11 protein-coding genes are annotated in these 17,613 nt (G+C 52.6%); all 11 read right to left on the bottom strand.

The window, feature by feature from the left end; genetic code table 11:
* On the bottom strand, positions 1-700 hold a 700-nt coding region (locus NY78_RS16955), incomplete at its 3' end, for a hypothetical protein (RefSeq protein WP_043638470.1).
* A 1-nt stretch (position 701) separates the two neighbouring features.
* The gene (brxL, locus tag NY78_RS16950; RefSeq protein ID WP_043638467.1) at positions 702-2,771 is read right to left on the bottom strand and encodes a BREX system Lon protease-like protein BrxL; all 2,070 of its coding nucleotides are present in this window, start codon (positions 2,769-2,771) and stop codon (positions 702-704) included.
* Positions 2,772-2,785: 14 nt separating this feature from the next.
* Positions 2,786-5,284, bottom strand: coding sequence for a BREX-1 system phosphatase PglZ type A (gene pglZ / locus NY78_RS16945; protein WP_043638465.1), 2,499 nt, complete (start codon positions 5,282-5,284; stop codon positions 2,786-2,788).
* A 12-nt stretch (positions 5,285-5,296) separates the two neighbouring features.
* Positions 5,297-8,743, bottom strand: a complete 3,447-nt coding sequence (gene pglX / locus NY78_RS16940) for a BREX-1 system adenine-specific DNA-methyltransferase PglX (RefSeq protein ID WP_043638463.1) — start codon at positions 8,741-8,743, stop codon at positions 5,297-5,299.
* A 4-nt stretch (positions 8,744-8,747) separates the two neighbouring features.
* Positions 8,748-9,281: a hypothetical protein gene (locus NY78_RS16935; protein ID WP_053062253.1), complete on the bottom strand. Its 534-nt coding sequence runs from the start codon at positions 9,279-9,281 to the stop codon at positions 8,748-8,750.
* Complete coding sequence (locus NY78_RS16930; RefSeq protein WP_047960255.1) at positions 9,274-10,341, bottom strand: AAA family ATPase; 1,068 nt, start codon at positions 10,339-10,341, stop codon at positions 9,274-9,276. The genes NY78_RS16935 and NY78_RS16930 overlap by 8 nt, the downstream gene beginning before the upstream one ends.
* The gene (brxC, locus tag NY78_RS16925; RefSeq protein ID WP_043638458.1) at positions 10,338-13,886 is read right to left on the bottom strand and encodes a BREX system P-loop protein BrxC; all 3,549 of its coding nucleotides are present in this window, start codon (positions 13,884-13,886) and stop codon (positions 10,338-10,340) included. Before brxC ends, NY78_RS16930 begins: the two co-directional genes overlap by 4 nt.
* A 14-nt stretch (positions 13,887-13,900) precedes the next feature.
* A complete protein-coding gene (locus tag NY78_RS16920) occupies positions 13,901-14,491 on the bottom strand; it encodes a DUF1788 domain-containing protein (protein ID WP_043638512.1) in 591 nt (196 codons plus the stop codon).
* 20 nt (positions 14,492-14,511) lie between these two features.
* Positions 14,512-15,132 carry a DUF1819 family protein gene (locus tag NY78_RS16915; protein ID WP_043638455.1) on the bottom strand — a complete coding sequence of 207 codons (621 nt, stop codon included), beginning with the start codon at positions 15,130-15,132 and terminating at the stop codon, positions 14,512-14,514.
* A 194-nt stretch (positions 15,133-15,326) separates the two neighbouring features.
* Positions 15,327-15,710, bottom strand: coding sequence for a hypothetical protein (locus NY78_RS16910; protein WP_047960254.1), 384 nt, complete (start codon positions 15,708-15,710; stop codon positions 15,327-15,329).
* Between the two features lie 273 nt (positions 15,711-15,983).
* Complete coding sequence (locus NY78_RS23215; protein WP_053062252.1) at positions 15,984-17,573, bottom strand: DNA methyltransferase; 1,590 nt, start codon at positions 17,571-17,573, stop codon at positions 15,984-15,986.
* Positions 17,574-17,613 lie beyond the last annotated feature (40 nt).

Below are 17,613 nucleotides of genomic sequence, written 5' to 3'. Positions count from 1 at the left end.
GAATTACCTTTTTGTCAGCCGGGATGTTCGGCTTTTTGGACTGGTGCCGATTGGCCTCGGCGTCGAGGGCCGATGTGACCTTTTCGCATGCGACGATAAGCGAGCTGAAAAACGATAGTACCGGCGGCTCATAGCTCACCTCATCTTCGCTGCTGACAAAGACCTTACCAAACGAGGTGTCGAAAATGTCAACACTATTAAGGTCATCGCAGACACCTTGTCCTGACCAGGTATGAGTCTTCGGAATGCCGGCTTGCTCAAACGCAATGCAGGCTTTCTGTACGGCAGAGCCGGGCTTATAGACATTGCGGTGAAGGGTACCCGTCTCGCGGGCTCCGCATACATGCTTGAGAAGTCTGACGTAACCGGATTTGCCTGATCCGTTGTTGCCATAAACAATCGTGATATTGCCCTTACCAAACTCAAGTGTTTTTTTCGGAGCAAGGGCGTTTACTCCTTCGACATCACTGATTGAACACAAACGCAGGGTGCCTGCTGCGCCCTGGGAGAACGCGGTAGCGGGAAAGGAACAGGTCGTTTTGGGCAGCTTACCGTCGGCTTCCTGCTGGCACAGGGTTGCGAGTTCAGATACGTCTTTGTCAGTAAGCTCAGACTGCTGAAGTAACCGAGCAGCCGCAATCTGGATCCACTGGGGGCGCTCTGAAAACCATTTGGCCAGTGATGCCGATATCCCGCTCATGTCATTCCCCCTCAACTTCCCGCTTGTGTTTAATGAACGTCACCTCGAACGCCTTGCATGGGCGGTATTGCTGCAGGCGATTGGCGAAGGTGAAGGCATCGTTCATCTCGTAGTGCTGAAAGATATCAAGGCCACGATCCAGAGATATTTTCCAGCCGTGGTCGGTCACTATATGGCGAGCATGGATGGAACCGGTGCCGTCGAACTCCCAGGTGAAGTTCATACCCACCGAACTGGCGGACTCCCTCATTTTCTCGAAGTTTTCCTTCTGCTGTTCCCCTTTGAACTCGTCTTCCGTCGTCATCAGATGCACGGATACTTCCTCTTCCGTAGCCTTGTGCTTGACCACGGTCTCCAAAAATTCCATGAAGTTGCGCATCTGGTAAAATAGGCGGATGTACGGATCGGTGACGGTGATCGCAGTCGACCCCTTGAGATAAGGACCGAGCAGCGTATCGAAGGAGAGGCCCTTCTGGTTTTCCTGGAATGTGAGATGCTTTTCCTTGAGGGTGGGCTCGGCCGGTGCCAATAGTTCGGATGGCACTGGGGGTGAGCCCTCTTGCGCAGCTTCTAAAATTTCCCCGTCTTCACTCTCGGCGATGGTCTTGTGGTAGTAACTGGGGTATTCCTCCTCTTCGAGCGTGGTGACAGGCTTGGCAAGGTCATCTGTGCCTAGATAGGTAAAGCTGACGTTACCGTAGGTGGAATCGATACGCATCAGTTGGTCTTTGACGCGCTTGCGGCCCTCAATCGCGAACCGTAGCAGTTCTTCGACCTCTTCCTTGGACGCTCCCCCATGCGGGAAAACGATCTTCATCAAGCCTGAGAATGTCTTGTTGATGCCATCGCGGTCCCGCGTCGAGATATCGGAGGAGAGGGAGAAGTGCTCCTTGTAACGGTCCGAGTAATCGTGATTGCGCAACGAGCGAAGGATCTCAGCCAAGTAGTCCACCACAAAACCGTAGCCGTTGGAGAACATTTCGCCCCGGATGATGTCGACCTCCCAACCCGGGATATAGAAATGGATGCGGTCCAAAAACGCAGAGTCGTAAAACTTGTCGGGCAGCTCGCAAAACAGGTCAGAGTGCTTGAGCATGTAGGGCACGGTGTGCTGGGTATTGCCCACGAACACCATGGAGGCCTCCGCGCCCAGCGTCTCGACGCCCCGTGAAAAGGACTTGTTGGCCATGTAGTTTTTCATGATGTCCACCAGGGACTTGTCCGCACGCTTTTGCTTTCCGGCAAACTCGTCGAAGGCGATACAGTCCCAGTAACCGACTAGGCCGATCTTCCCGGAAGAGTTGCTCACGAAGAGCTTGGGAACCGTAACTTCTCCGCCGGAGATCAGGATGCCGTGAGGCGAGAACTCCGAGTAGATGTGAGATTTGCCGGTCCCCTTGGGGCCAAGTTCGATCAGATTGTAGTTGCGCTCGCAAAATGGGATCAGGCGGACCAGTTGGATCAGCTTGCTTCGCTTGCCGAACATCTCCGGGTTGAAGCCGATGCTTTGCACTAGTAGGTCGATCCACTCGTTGGTGGAAAATTGCCTGCGGGCCTCAACATATCCGTCGAAATCGAAATGGGAGAGCTGGATCGGCTTGAGGGCCGACAAGACCCATGGGCTGGCGTTTTTGTCCTCGATGAATTCGTATTCGATGTCGGCAATGCACCACACGCCGCTAACTAGCAGCTTGGGGTGTGCCTTGACCGTACCCGAGTCGACTAGAACCTTCTTGATACCGAGATTGGAAAACTCCGCTTCGTAGACATCGACCTTATCGTTCAGGGCCACACTGATCTTATCGATGACCTTGTAGCGCCCCTTTTCCTTGATATTCGAGCGGACTAACCCGGCTTCATTCCGGTGAACATAGTGCTTGGCGAGGATCTCTTTGACCGTCTCGATACCGGTCTGGATGGTCGGCTCATCGCTGGTGGCGCAGTACTGTCCCAGCAGGTATTCCAGCACGTAGGAGGGAACGATGGCGTTGCCCTTGACCGTCTTGACGAGATCCTTGCGGACAACGAGTCCCGGGAAGTGTTTGTTGATTTTCTGGTCAAGTTCGATCATCGGTCACCCGTCTTTTAAAAGTCAAAATCACTGGTAAATGAGCGCCGCACCAAGTACCGGAGCGATTTATACTCTTTGTAATGTGAAGTCCCAGCGTGTTTTTCCTCCAACCGTAGAATAACCTCCTGGCCATTGGCCTCGTCGGCTTTGCGAGTCAGCACAAAGCGCACCTGCAGCTCCCGCTCCCGGGGATTGTCCGAGCTCAGATCAAAGGTCAGGTCGTGGCTGTCGGAGATTAGGTCGCCTGCCTCGGTGTAGATGCCAGCCCGGAGCTCACGCGACTGGATCTTATCCGTCACTGGTCTGGCTTGGTACATGGTCACTGCTAGTTGCCCAGAGGTAATCACCGAGCTGGCTCCGCGCAGGATGTCCACCTCGACGGCGGTGACATCGCTCTGGCGCTTCTTGTTAATCTTGAGCACCGGGATCACCACCTCCTGCAACGACGCGCCGCCATGCACAAAGCGGCTGCCGGAGCCCTTCAGGCGCAGGCGGTTGATCGATTTGGGAATCTGCACCTCCACCCCACCGCCAAGGCCAAGCTGCTCGGGGGTGAACTTGTGCAGGCTGGATACCTCGGCAAGCCCCTTGCCAAGCACGAAGCGGCGGTCGCGGAACAGAATCTGGTCTCCCTCGGCATCGACCCCGGAAAAATCGCTCTCGTCGATGGCGCGATTCTGGTAGATGAAGCCATGGTCCGAGGTCACCAGCAAGTTGTTGGCGTTGGCCCCGGTCAGCTTCTTGATCAGGCGGATCAGCTCCTGCAAGGTATCTTCCACCGCCTCAAAAACCCGCTCCTCGGAATCCCGTTTGTCGCCGGTGGCGTCGATCCGGTTGTGGTAGACGTAGATCACGTCATGGTAGCGCACCAACGCCCGGCAGTCTTCGCCTTTCATGGCCATCAGTTCATCGGCCTTGCAGGCGGTAGCCCGTTGACTGATTGCCTGGCTGAGGATCTTGATGCGGTTGGCCGTACCCTGTGAACTTTGCCCATCCACCAGCACGGTGCCGGTCTCGTTATCGGCAATCGCCAGTGCTTTGTTGGGCAGAAGCGCCGCCATGCCGAGCTGGGTGTAGCTTGGCAGCATCGAAAGCGCCGGTTCCAGTTCAGCGCTGTACCGGTCCTCCTGACGGATCAGGCTCAGCAGCTCGTCGCCGATCTCATAGCGCATGGCATCGGAGATGATCACGCAGACCTTATTGTCCTTACGCAGGAATGGCCGGACCCAATGCTCGAAAAATTCCTTCTGCGTGCGCACGGGGAAGGCTTCCCACTTAGATGCCGAATCCACAAAGGTCTGAAAACGGTCGCCCAGCTTCAGTAGATAGTTGTTGGAGTAGAGATTTTCGATCTGCTCGGTTAGGCTACCCATCAGCGACGCCTGCCCCGACATGCGCACATGGTAGGTGAACTTGCGATAGAGCTGATCGAGCTGATACCAGAAGCGGCTGTAGCGCTGCACGCCTTCGGCCAGGCTGTCCATGGTGAGCCTAGCCTCGCCCAGGGCATGGGTAAACTGGGCGGCGTAATCGACCGCCTCGTACAGATGGCGATATTCGCGATACCAGTGACCTTGTCGCCGTTGTCGAACCCAGATCGCCACGTCACCGCTTGAGGCCGTACGGGCTGCCACCGCTCGCACCAGGTCGCTGATAATTTTCAGGTCGATCAGGCGGAAGTAATCCAGTTCGATCAGCTCGCGGAAATCCCGCTTGGCCAGATCCTGCTCAATCCCAAGGACATCGGCGCATTCTCCCGAGAGGGTTTCGAAGCCGCCTTCGAACTGACGGCTGTCTTTCCAACGCTTGAGAAACACCAGGGCATCGCCGATCAGTTTCACCTGGCCATCGGTGCCCATGGCATAGCAGGATTTGAACAGCTCAATGGCAAAATCGCGGATGCTTGGTTCGTCGGACTTGTAGCCATAGCAGCGGGTCATCTGTTCCCAGAGGAAACTGTCCAGGCAGCACCGACCGACCAGCTTGATCTTCTCGTCCCGTCCATCAGCCAGCTCCTGCAGCAGGTTTTCCACCACCGCATCCATGCGCGGCTCGCTACCGGTGCATACCGCCAGCATCTTCAGGCGAATCTGTCCGGCGGTGTCGTCGGCTTTCAGCTGCTTCTTGAGGGCGTCCTTGCGCTTGATCGCCTGAAAGAACTCCGCATGGGGCTGCACCACATCCGTGAACTCCAAGCCGAGCTCCAGTTCGGACAGCCAGATGGCCACCTGATCGGTGCGGAACTCGCCGTGGGCCAGTTGCACATCCAGCAGCCAGTTATCCAGATCGGCGGGCTGAGGGCCTTCGCGGTAGAGCAGGAATTTCTGTTCCGGTTGTTCGCGCAGCAGCCTGTATTTAATGCCATACTCGTTGTTGACCAGCTCCAGCTTTTCGACGTCGGGAAGTTGAAGCTCTTCGAAGTCGTGGCGCAACTCCTGCTTAGCGTCGTACCAGAAGACAATCCGGTGTCGGTCGAAAAGTTTGGTCAGGGCCTGGACTATACGGCTTTCCACTGCTGTCGCTCCTTAATCCTCTTTCGCGTCCAGGCCAGGGATCTTCTTCAAAGCAACGCCGAGTTGGGAGTAGTTGAACTTCACCCCGTCGTCGAGGTCGATCTCCACCTGCTCGGTGGCCAGCGGGTAAAGCACCTCTCGCTCGTACTCCTCCATCTCGGCGATCATCTTGGTGATCTTCTCAATCTCCTTCAAGGCCTTGGTCTTCTCAGCCTGGGAAGCGCTGGCGCTGATGCTGACCGCCTCCAGATGGTTCTTGTGGGAGGTGAGCTTGGTGCGGAACTCGCGCAGGTAGTCGTTGAGCACCACGCTGACCGCATCCGGGCGGTAGCGGTGCATGTAGATCAGCGCGTTGAAGTTGCCCTTGGGGCTGGAGAATAGCCAGTAGATAGGGCGTTTTTTGTAACGCTTCACATGGTCTGTGTAAAACTCGCCAAGGAAGTAGTCGCGAATGCTGTAATTCCGCTTGCCTTTGATGTTTAACGCCTGCTCGACGAACTGGAGGTTTTCTTCGTAGTGCTCTTCCCCAAAGGCCACGCGCAGGAATTTGCGGAAGCGCTCGGCGATGTCGTCGGTGAACCAGTCTCCGTCGAGCATGGGTATGACGTTGTCGTCGTCAGCCGGGAAGCTGGGCTCCGGAACCCGTGCTAGGTAGTCCTCAATGGTCTCGCCTTGGTTGGCCAGGATCAGCCCCGGCTTGTCCAGGGCATAGCGGCCAAACATGCAGCCCACGGCGTAGGAGACCAGCTCGCGAATAGATTCAGAGAGGTCATTCTCATCGATAATACGGTCTGTGGATTCGTTCTCGCCACTAGCAAGTCCATCCAACCCATAGGCCTCTGATGCTATTTGGTCATTTTGAAGTTCAAGGGCACAATATTTATTTTCTTGTTGCAGAAAAGCTTCCCTTTTCTCGCTAACTAGGTTGCTTATCAAAGAAGAACCCTTGCTACGAATCGTCAAATTGAACCCGACAAAATCCCATGATCTTTCGGATGCGTCCCACCGTTCTTTTGCGATGCAAATTAATTCATTTGAAATACTATCCAATGCGCTTAATTGCAAAATGTTTGGAACAGGAATATTTCTCACCGTGCCACATTTGAATGCCAATGTAGGCATCAATAGACTTGCAAGATATGTGAATGTGCTCGAATTCAGTATCGCAATTACACGATACAAATAGCTCCCCACAAAAACAGGGCCTTTTGCGTCGAACAGGTAGCCATTCGAATAGTATCGAACGCCGAATTTGCCAGAGCTAACATCTGGCCATGTTGCGCCTTTTTTGAAATAAAACCCTTGGCTTGGTCGTACGTGACCCGTTAGTTTCTCCATAGCATCACGCGATTTTTTATCAAAGGAGATGACCCACTCGTTTCCTCCGTACCAACGAACAGGTGTGCCACCTTTGTTATACGGTATCCATTTGACCTGATTTCGATCGATGGAATTATAGCTGTCTTCAGATAGAGAGACCTTTGACCAACTAATTTCCCACCAATAGCGCAGGAATGTATTGTTGTCGCCAGTGTGTATACCTTCGCGGAACTCTCCGAACTGACCAACTGGCGGAAACTTTTCGAATATCTCGACGATTAAATCACCAGTCCAGTAAACCATCACTTTCCCTGGGATTTTCGAAAACTCGAGTTGATTAAATTCAAATCGGTTTGCCCCAGAAACAAGCATCATATCTTTCTTGCTACTATCGCCCTCAACGAGCCGAATAAAGGTGGTCGACTGTTTTTGGGGACCTCCAGGTTGCAGAACAAAAGCACATGTTTGTACTATTTCTCCTGTAATCTCGTCAAATGCTTTTGTACCAAGCTGCGCCAGGGTGTTTATCTGGCATTTATGAAGGATGGTGTTCCTAAGTTCCTCATATGAACGAGTAAACATCCAGCTTTGCATAGTAACCATTGCGAGACGTCCGCCTACTGGGAGAAACTCGAATGAACGTTCAATGAAGATCGCATAAAGATCGGATCTCGTGACTTTATAGTCTTTCGATAGCCAACTCTTTAGTCGTGGATTAAAGTTGCCACTTCCCATGTACGGCGGATTGGCAATCACCACATGATATTTCGGGATCAGGTAATCGGCCTGCCGCAGGGCTTGTAATACCTTCTGGTGGGTCATGCTGAGGAACAGATGCCCGGAAACATTCTTCGACTCCAGAATCTTGAGCATGCCGTCCACTTCGGTGACACCGGGACGGATCAGGGAGCCGAAGTTTTCGGCCTCTTCGAACTGGCGCAGCGTGGTTTGCAGTGGCGCGGTGAACAGGTCGCGTCCGACAAAGTCCATGTAGTTTTTCAGCTCACCGTCGTCGAAACGGACGTTCTCCAGCACGCAGATGTTCGGCTTCACGCCCTTGTTGAAGAACCGGCGCTGCTTGGCGCGGGCCTTCATGGTCAGGGCAAAGGCGGCCAATTCCCCAGCGCGTTCGTCAATCTCGATACCATAAAGGTTATTCGTGATGATCCTCTCCGGGATATCGACGGGTTCGTAGCCTTCCTCCTCGTAGATGGCGTAGAGCAGGTCAAAGGCGTAGGTGAGCATGTGGCCGGAGCCGCAGGCCGGGTCGCAGATCTTGATCTCTTCCGGCTTGTTTATGCGCAGGAAGTCAGTCTCTGGCTGTTCGGGCTTGATGTAGTAGTCCATCTTCTCGACCAGCTTTGAGCCGGGGCGGTTGAGCAACCAGAGGCGGCCGAGGGAGTTCTCCACCAGGTAGCGGACGATCCAGTGAGGAGTAAAAAGCTGGGTGGCGGCTGGGATGTTCTCGGGCGTGATTTTCTTGTTTTTCTTCAGGCCGTCGAATACCTCGTCCTTCTTCTCGGAGATGTAGAACTGGTAGAGCCAGCCGATCACTTCGACATCCTCGCAGGCATCCGGCGTCATCGCCTCGCGGGTATAGGCCAGGATGGAGTTTCCCGAGAGCAGGTCGTCGGGCATCAGCAGCTCGGTGTAGTCATTGATTCGTTGGAACAGGAACGGCATGGCCTTGTTCCAGAAGTTGCATGCAGCAACCACCAGCATGCGGTAGGCCTCGCCCTGCGGATCGCGGCTGGGCACTTTGCCGTCGAGCAAGGCTACAATTTGCTGCTGGACCTTGTCGTGCACCATCTCGTCGTCGATATGCCCCATTTTTGCCTCAGCCAGAATTTCGGGCTGGAACTGTCCTTCGGAAGGCGACACTACGCCGATACGGGTGTAGCGGTTCACATCCATGAAGCGCAGGGCGCAGAAGCGGTTAAACCAGATGTAGGCCACCCGCTCGATGACTTGATCCTTGCCGTGGTTCTTAATCGCCTCTTCGAGTTTCTTGATGGCGTCGGCGTGCTCGCGCCGGGCGGCGCTGTCCTCGAACTGCACCAATTTTAGCTTGGCGGAGACCTGCTCCAGCAGGCTGCGCCGGGCAAACTGGGCGAATTTTTTAAGTTTTGTGGTTTCCATATATTTATGCTCCTCCGGCTGCAGCAGCAGGGGCCAAGCGTGTGACCGGCCAATCTGGGAACATGGCTTCCCATGTTTCGATGTTATGAACCTGGCAGCTCGCTAATGGCTCTCGATCCCATCGAACGGATTTCTTCGAAAAGTTGGTCAATTGCCTTTCAAGACCATCAATGATGGGCTGTAGTAATGGGCTCTCCAGAGTAATTAGGGAGACGTAGTGGACTGACTTTTCTAAGCGGCGCTCCGCCCAGCGAAAGAAAAATGAAAAGAGGTATTTTTCAATCAGTGAAGCTTCGAGGGTGCCCTCTACAATCTTTTTGAGAAGTTTTGCGCCGCCGACATCTATCGCATCAGGTCGACCTGGATCTTTCACTTCAATAAAAAAAATGGCGTTCTCCATCTCAACAATGAAGTCAACTCTAGGCATGTTCTGCAGGTCATGATAATCAGGTTGATCTGGATTATTCTGGTCGAATTTCATCACGTGTTGAGCACCAACGAAATCAATCTGAAGGCCATCTTCTTGAAGACTATTCACTCGCAGCCCCATTTAGACGTGATTTCGCATAAGCTATCGTCAAGTTATTGAACGCCTCAGCTATCGGATTTTTTTCGATCTTACGATAATCATCTGTGCTGTCAATTTTTACATCTCCAGATTGATCATCCCGATATAGCGCGTGAAAGCGCACGTGGTCATCCTTGCCCTTATCCATGAGCAGATCGAACCACTTGAGCAATACATAGTCGTGGGTCGCCAGGATGATCTGTTGGCCGTTTCGTGACAGCTCCAGCAAAATCTGAACGAGCAGCTTCATCAGCTTAGGGTTCAGGTTGGATTCGGGTTCGTCCCAGAACAGCGGACCGCTGACACCCGGCTGGATCGCGCCGGTTTCCAGCAGGCGTGAGAGTATCCCTGCCTTGCGGAATCCTTCAGCCATGATATTGGCGGAGTATTCGGTATTCTCGGTTTTGAAGGTGACCTTGCCGCCGCCATAGAAAACGAAACGGCCGCCGCAGATGCCATCGATTTGCTCCATGGCCCATTTGGATTTTTCGTGGAGGGTTTCCGGACGAACCTCGGGGAGGTCCAGCAGCAGGCAGATGTCTTGGTAGGTTTGGTCAAAGGAAAGCTCGTATTTTTTGTACAGGCTGGTGAACCCCTTCATGAAGGAAAGAACTTCTTTGGTCGGGATAAAAACGGCATCGGCCTGGAACTGCTCGTAGTTGGCGCAATTCTGGACGGCCAGCGCCTTCGAGTTGTTGAAGAGGGTCGCAGCGATCTTCTGCCCCCCCGCGAACCGGGCCGACAGATAGGCTTGGTCTGTCGCGCCCTGGCGATGCATCTTACCGAGCTTGTCGTCCAACGGCATGAAGAGACGCAGCAGCTTGGCAGTCAGCGCCGCTCCGAGTTCATCTTCACTGGTGTCGGGCTTGTGCTTAAATAGCGGCGCACCGGCGCAAAGCCCATAGGCCGTCTTGAGCAGATGGGTTTTTCCGGTTCCGTTCTCGCCGATGATCACATTGATCTTGGGCGAGAAATCAAGTGTTAGGCCGGTGAAGACCGTGAAATTTCTCAATTCAAGACGCTCTATCATATTTGAATCCTTTTTCCTTTGCGGATCTCTTCCAGTAGAGATTCTCGCATGGATTCCAGGTAGCGTTCCACATCAGTCGCGTCGGCCAGCCAAGCTTTGTCGAATGTGACCTTAAGTGTGCGGCTGAGCACATACTCGATGTGCGGTTCTGGCTTGGCCGGTGGCGTTGGTTCCGCACCTTCATCCTTCGTGGCGCTTCCGTCTGGCTCCGGCGCAGGCTCGGGTGTTGGTGCCGTTTGCGCCCAGGATGTCATCTGCGAAAGCAGGCGCTGGTACTCGCTTTCCTCAAATCGGCGCAGGGTGTCGCGGATAACGGCAATCAGCTTCTGCCGTTCAATGGTCGCGTTGAATTCGCTGAACGGACAGGTGATCTGCTTCTGCTGTTCGTCGGTCAATGAGCTGAACTCACCCATGCCACAAATACGTCCTTTAAGAGCGGCGACCGTCTCCTTGGCTTTGGCAATCTCAGCCTCGATCTGGGCAGCGACCTTCTCCTGCAGAGTTTCGACTTGCGTCTTCACCTGCTGCATGCGGTTGCCCTTGAAGCATTCCGAATCGGTCAAGCTGGCAACCACCTGAGCGGTCTCGTCGTCTTCGATGTAGGCGAAGTTGGGCTCCTGGGTTTGAACAAAGTTGCGGGCGTTATCGAAGATGCCTTTCTGTGGGCCGCTCATGAACTTCCGGACAGGATCGATGACGCTTTCCTTCATATCGAGCAGCGCGTCTTCCTGGCGAGAGAGTTCGGTCAGGTACCAGGTATAGGGCTTGACGGACAGATCCTTGAGCTTCTCAAGCACCGGTGTCAGTGCATTCAGGAACGGATAATAGGAAGCCTGGGCCGCTAGCGGGGTGAGCTGATGCGTGAGATCGTGGAGCGCTGCGCCGGTTTCCCTACCGAGCGCCTTCGCCTCACTGGCGCGGGGCAGAGCGTCGAAGAAGTCTTCAAAGAACTCCTTGAGGGCGCGGACCTGAGACGCAGTAAATTCGACCTGGGGTTCCAGCACTACATTGCCATGGCCATGGGTATTGCGCAGCGCCCGTTCCAGCTCGTCTTCTTCAAGCAGGTTGCCGTCGGCGCGCACCTCGACCTTGCCGCGAGCGCACAGTTTGGCCAGAGTGCAAAGCACGGCGGCATAGTTCCAGCCGTAGGGCTTGTGCTCGAATTTCTCCAGCAAGTTCTTCAAAGTGGTACGCACGCCGCCCCGGTTGTTGCTCTGAATGAACGCCAAGAGCTCCTGCTCGGACTCGGCCAGGGAGGTGGCGTCGTTGCCGACCAAACCCTGCTGCGAATGCTTAAGGCATTTGGCGATGTCATTTTCGGTGTAGGTGATGCTGCGCAGCATCCGAAGGTTCGGATAGGCACGGGAAATGAGCTCATGAAATCCGCGTACTAATCTTTTCTGTGCATCAGCTGACCCAACTTCAATGTCTGTCCCAGCAACTACCAGCTTAGAATTCTCCATAAGTGCTCGAACGCGCTGTTCTAACTCGGCGTACCGTTCTCTGTTCTGGAATCCTTTATCGGTCAGGATGTGTTTCACCGCCTCCTGTTGCGTGATAGAAATGTTTTGTCGAATGTATTTTTCCGTCCTTTTGTACATGAGGATGTCGCGAATGAGGCGTTCATCCACAGGCATAAGGACAAGCATATCATCACGACCCATACTTTGCATTCGCAAAATGGACTCATTTTCGGAATTTTCATGGAACGGGCTGATGACATGGATGGCAAGCTCGTATTCCCTCCCGTGTAGCCGATCATCGAGCTTTCTGGAAAACGGGTAGTCCTGGCCATTCTCGTCGTAGCGGATCTTCCGATGTTTGATAACGTGGTCGAAAACGATTTTCTCAAGCTCGGCGGCAACGTCTGACGACTCCACTTCCGTGTTCTTGATTTCCTGCTCGACGTCTTTTTCCTCGTCGGTCAGGTACTCGTAGAACTCGCCATTTCGCTGCACATAGGTCTGCTGTTCCAGGAGGCTGAGGGCTTCTTCGACACGTTTTCTTAGCGCAGGCAGATCTTGATTGAAGCCGTCAAGCATCAAGACGCACAAGTTACGAACGGTCGGCTTAAACTCCTTGACGTACTTGACCAGGAAGAGCGTCTTCAGCAGCCTAATAGCGAAAGGCCCAACAAGATGTTTTTCCGCCTGAATGATGGCTCGCTGGATATTGGATTTCAGTGCGGTGCGAATGCCTTCGAACATTAGGTCGAAGGTCGCAAGCTGACCGATTTCATGCCCCCCGATTTGGATCGCCACCTGCTGGAACACACCCAGCATGGAGCGCTCGCCCACCGAACTGTGCTTGCCCTCGAAAGCATTATGCTGCGAAAGATTCTGAATGGCTGACTGGAACAGGGCGAACTGGTACGGAATGAACGGATAGCTGTGAATGAAGTGCTCCCGATCCTGATAATTCCGGTAGGTCTGCGAACCGTCTGCAAAATCGAACAGGGTCTTAAAATTATTGGACTGCGCGTGATAAATGTCCGACAGAAGACGAACGCCTTCTTCGGTTTTCATGAGCAGACGCTTTTGGATGACTTCCGCCACATCGGCGCTGGTCAGCTTCATGCGGTTAGCGAACCGCGCCTGAATCTTCGAGAAGTCGTTGCCTTGCTGTTTGCCCATCTCGCCGACAATCGTTCCCATGTCTTCCTGGGCTGTTACGATGATCCATGCCCTGCCTCGGCATTTAGTTGCTAGGCTTTCGGCGATGGTCTGGAGGTTCGTCATCAGTTTGACGTTCTCGGCGATGTACTGACCAACCTCATCGGCAAAAAAGTTCAGACGGAATTCGGGGGATTGTCGCTTGATATACGCATGCACCTGTTCAGCAAAGTCTTCGATGGAAACACGGTATTGGCTGCGATATTTATCGAGTATCCCCATGGCGGATGCCTCGTCACCACCGGCCACCTGGGCATAGGCCTTGGCAATGTTTTTCGATTCGAGCAGGGCCTGCTCGCGGCCCTTTTGCCATGCTCTGCCCGATGTGGATTCATAGGCCAATTTGAACTGTCCATACAGGTCACGGCTGTCGAGGTCGCGTTCAAACTGGGCGATGTGCCCCTGCTTGCCGTAGTAACCACACATTTCGTCAAAAACTTTGACGAAAACTGCGAGGAGCGCATCGAACTGGGTTTTGCTGATCACATCGGCTTTCTGGTCGATGTTGAACAGAATGCTTTTCGACGGGATGGCGACAGCTCGCTTGAGATCACCGCGCAGGATTTCGTTGACGCCACACTTGGGCTGGAACAGGTCAAGAGTCGCGGCCCCGTCAATCTGGCGGTTCTCGAGCAAGAGTGCCAGCATCTTCAGCAGATGGGACTTACCGGACCCGAAGAAGCCGGAAACCCAAACGCCATTGGCACCTTCATAATTATTGTAAGCATCCAGAAACGACTCAAGCCGCTTCTCGACTTCGTTGGTCAGTACGTATTCTTCTATCTCGAGGCGAAGGCTGGCTTCATCGTCAGCTTTGATGACCCCTTCGATTGGGCGGTCAACCGGTTTGTCAAAAATGCTCTTAAGAGTCATTACACTTTCCTCGGTTATGCTTCACAGTGAAAGATGTTAAATGCTCGGTAGTACTTGTCGTCATGCAGCCTTCCGAAGAGATCAAGCGATGCCCCGGATTCCAGGGAGTGGGTGTAGGCTCCAGGGAAAAACATGACGGTAGGCTTTTCTTTCGCCGTGCTCTGCAAATTGTTCAAAACATTGTGCGAACGGATGTAGGGGAATACCTCGCCCACACCGGACATAAAAAGAACCTCGAAATCGGCACTGGCCATCTTGTTTGCTATGGCCGGAATAAGATGAGCTTCAGGGTCCAGTACGCCTTGCAACAACTCTTTGAGCTGTTCTTTGGAGACAGAATCCTCCATCTCGACAATCTGATTCCAGATGTCGCGATCTTTGAGGATTTGTATCGAAAGGTCATACAGATTGATCTCCAGAATCCGAACTCCGGCCTGCTCAAGGCGATTGACCAGCTGACGTTGGAGCCGCTCCATTTCGACAGATTCTTCCGGCCTGAAAGGACAGATAAAGAACGGAACCTCGTTACCGAGACCTTGCTTATTGAGAAATCGCTGGCCCGAGATCACTGCAAAGAGATGCTGAAATCGGTCCTGCATCGACATTATGGCTACATGTACTGTCACTACGACATCCCTTTCAGTTCTGATTCAAATACAGGGAAGCACATAACGTCCCTGCGTCTGCCTTGACAGATCAGCTCCAACAGTCTTGGGCTGAGCATGGCTGCGTGTATGATATTATTGGTCGTCAAGAGATTGGCTTCACGAAGCATCCTAAACAGGATCTGCCGCAATTTGTTTCGTGTCGCCGGAGTGATCTCATCAAGTTCCAAATGCCATTCGGATTTGCGGTTGAAGAACGAATCAAAGTCTTCGTGTGTCAAATCACTTTTTAGAGAGATGTACCGCTCTCGAAGCACCTCTGTTGCAAAATCAGCGACAAATCTGTACCGACGGCAAACAGCAATCCAGAGGAGATAGGCTTGATCTTGGTGGCTAGCATCAATCAAAAATTCTAGTTCACCAAGGCTTAACGTTTTAAGCCGAGAGACGACTTCTCGGCAAATTCGCTTGAGAGTACTCAGCGTTCTGGCTTGTAGTAAATTGTTCGCAACAACTAAATCTCCAACAGAATTCCAGTCCTTTAAAATTAAATACTTTTCTGCAACAAACAATGACTCGGCATGCAATAGCCCAATAACTGTAAACGACATGCGATATTTATCGTCACACTTCTTAGCCATCAACTATTACTTATGCTCCTAAAAATATTCTTATTTAGCCCTGCGCAAAACTCTACCTCTAGCCGCTAGGCCTTGGCCATAAAAACAAACAAAGACATATCTACAATCCATCTAGACATCGTTTCGTTGCCGAGGCAATATTGTAAGAAATTGCCTTATAATCGTTTACTATAAAAATAGCCTCGCTGGCCGGATTAATACTTCTTTGCTCGACCCTTGTAGCTGCCTTTATTATCATAAATTTTATAAGAGTCGCCTTTGTCACTTTCTTTCACACGACCTTCATAAGTCCCTTTAGAATCGTAAATCTTGTCGTTATTGACGCGCCCTTGATAGTTGCCTTTGTTGTCGTAAATTCGGACAGTCTTCCCATCCGAGCTTTCCTTCAAACGTCCCTCGTACCGACCACGGGCGTCGTACATCTTATCGTCTTGGACCCTGCCCTGATACCGCCCTTTTTCATCGTAGAGCCGGTAGTTGTCGTTGTCGCCATTTTCGTGGGCAATTGCCGACGCGGACATTCCGACCAGCAGCAGGATAGCCAACAGGAACGTTTTAACGGCTCTTCGCGGCAGCATCAGCTTCTCCTTGGGTTGGCAGGGGAAGGGCAGGCCAACGCCCCTCTCTTCATCACTTCACCAATGGGAACGCCAAAATGCCGGTTCCTCATTCAGAGAGGAAAGCCGGCATTTTGACGTTGTATCGGTCCCTACGGCCATACCCGGATGACAAGCGACTCTTGGGATACCATTTCTTAGGATTACTCGGAAACACGCACCCTATCAAGGGGAGGACGATGTTGGACCAAAATTTTCCAACCAATCCAGACCATTCAATACCAAGTAAGTATGTTAAGCAGCTTCAGGCAGTTCCTCATTCAGGCGCATGTACCCGTTCTGGTAGTCATCGGAGTCAAGGACACAGCCCCACCAATTGCGCCCCATCGCCTTGGCCTGGACCACCGTGGAGCCGGAACCAGCGAAGCAGTCAACGACGCTGTCCCCGGGAACAGTCATGGCCCCAATCAACTCCCGAAGGAGACCCGCCGGCTTTTCGGTCTGGTGGAACTCGTTCTTAGCGTTGGGATACTCGAAGTGGTCATTGATAGCATTATACAGGACAGGCTTCCCCTTGGTGGCATAAATAATTTTCTCGGTGATGGGGCGAAGGCCGCAGATAAGAGACCCTTGCGTGTGCTGGGACTTCTTCCAAATAGCCACTCCCTCGTAATGGTAGCCAGCCGTCTTGATAACGTTAATGAAGTCCGCCAGCATCTTGTCGCCACTAAACACAACGATATACGAATCATCCTTCATCTTGGGGTAGAGCTGCTCAAGGCTTTCTTTAAGAATACGGGTCGCATCCTCGGGATTGTCGTTGGCGATGGTCCGGTTAGTCCTGTCAGAAATGGAACGGTACGTACAACCATAGGGAGGATCAGTCAGCAGAAGAGCCACAGAACCATCAGGAATTTCATGGATGTGTTCGAGGCAATCGCCTTCGACCCACGAAGCCATCTCCTTGTTGTTCACGTTCATGATAGAATTACAGTATTTGACAATGTTCCGAAATTTAAGCCGTTCAACGCCATTCTGGTCAGTTTCAAGGCCATGCTCGGCAAGCCAATCGTAAAGTTCATTAATATTACCAGCTCCAGGATTGTTTTCATAGAACTGCTTAAGGCGATTAAGCTCATAAAAAACAGGAGCAATGATGTGAAAACTCGTATGCTTCAACATAGAAAGCTTAATAATCTTTTCATAGGGCAAAAAGGCGTCGATCCATTCATCACCGTTATCCATCTCCATGACCTTCTTCACGAGACGGATTCCCTTCTTCAGATCGGGGGTGCCATACTTACCGTTGACCACGATCTTGGACAAACCCAACCAAGACCGATCATTAAGATTCTTAAAGTCACACAAAACAGTGGCCTTGCTGCGAAGCTTCATTTTATCCTCGTAGGTCAGTTCAGCCTCAATGCGCTTGTACACCTTGGCACCATCACGGTACAAACGGACGTTCTGGGGGTGCTTACGGATCTTTTCGGCGTAAAGCGTGAGGTCGCTCTTGTTGCCCCGGCCACCCGCACGCGCCTCGAATCCCAGAGCATGAATACCGATGTCCAAGGCAGTCATCTCCTGGCACTTGTTCTCGTGGATCAAGGCCATGTAGGCTTCGTCGTCGTCCATTTCCACAACAATGCAAGGAAGTTCATCGATATTTTCCTGCTTGGCGGCCTCAAAACGAATATGGCCATCAATAATTTCAAAGGTGTTATTGGGAATCTGGCGGACCTTGAGAGCATTCCCAGGCTTAAGACCGTTGTTCTGGCGAATGCTATTGCGGATAAATTCAATCAAGTCCTGATCCATAACAGCGCGAGAATAACCAGAGTTGGGAACAATGTTCGCCGTAGCAATGAAAGTGATGGTGTTCATGTCTTGGCTCCTTTGCTTTTGCGTTCAAGCTGGAGCCAAT

Origin of the sequence: Desulfovibrio sp. TomC, from assembly GCF_000801335.2 — a bacterium.
Classification (GTDB): Bacteria; Desulfobacterota; Desulfovibrionia; order Desulfovibrionales; family Desulfovibrionaceae; genus Solidesulfovibrio.
The sequence above is the reverse complement of the archived record's forward strand: the minus strand, read 5'-3'. Positions and strand labels throughout refer to the sequence as shown.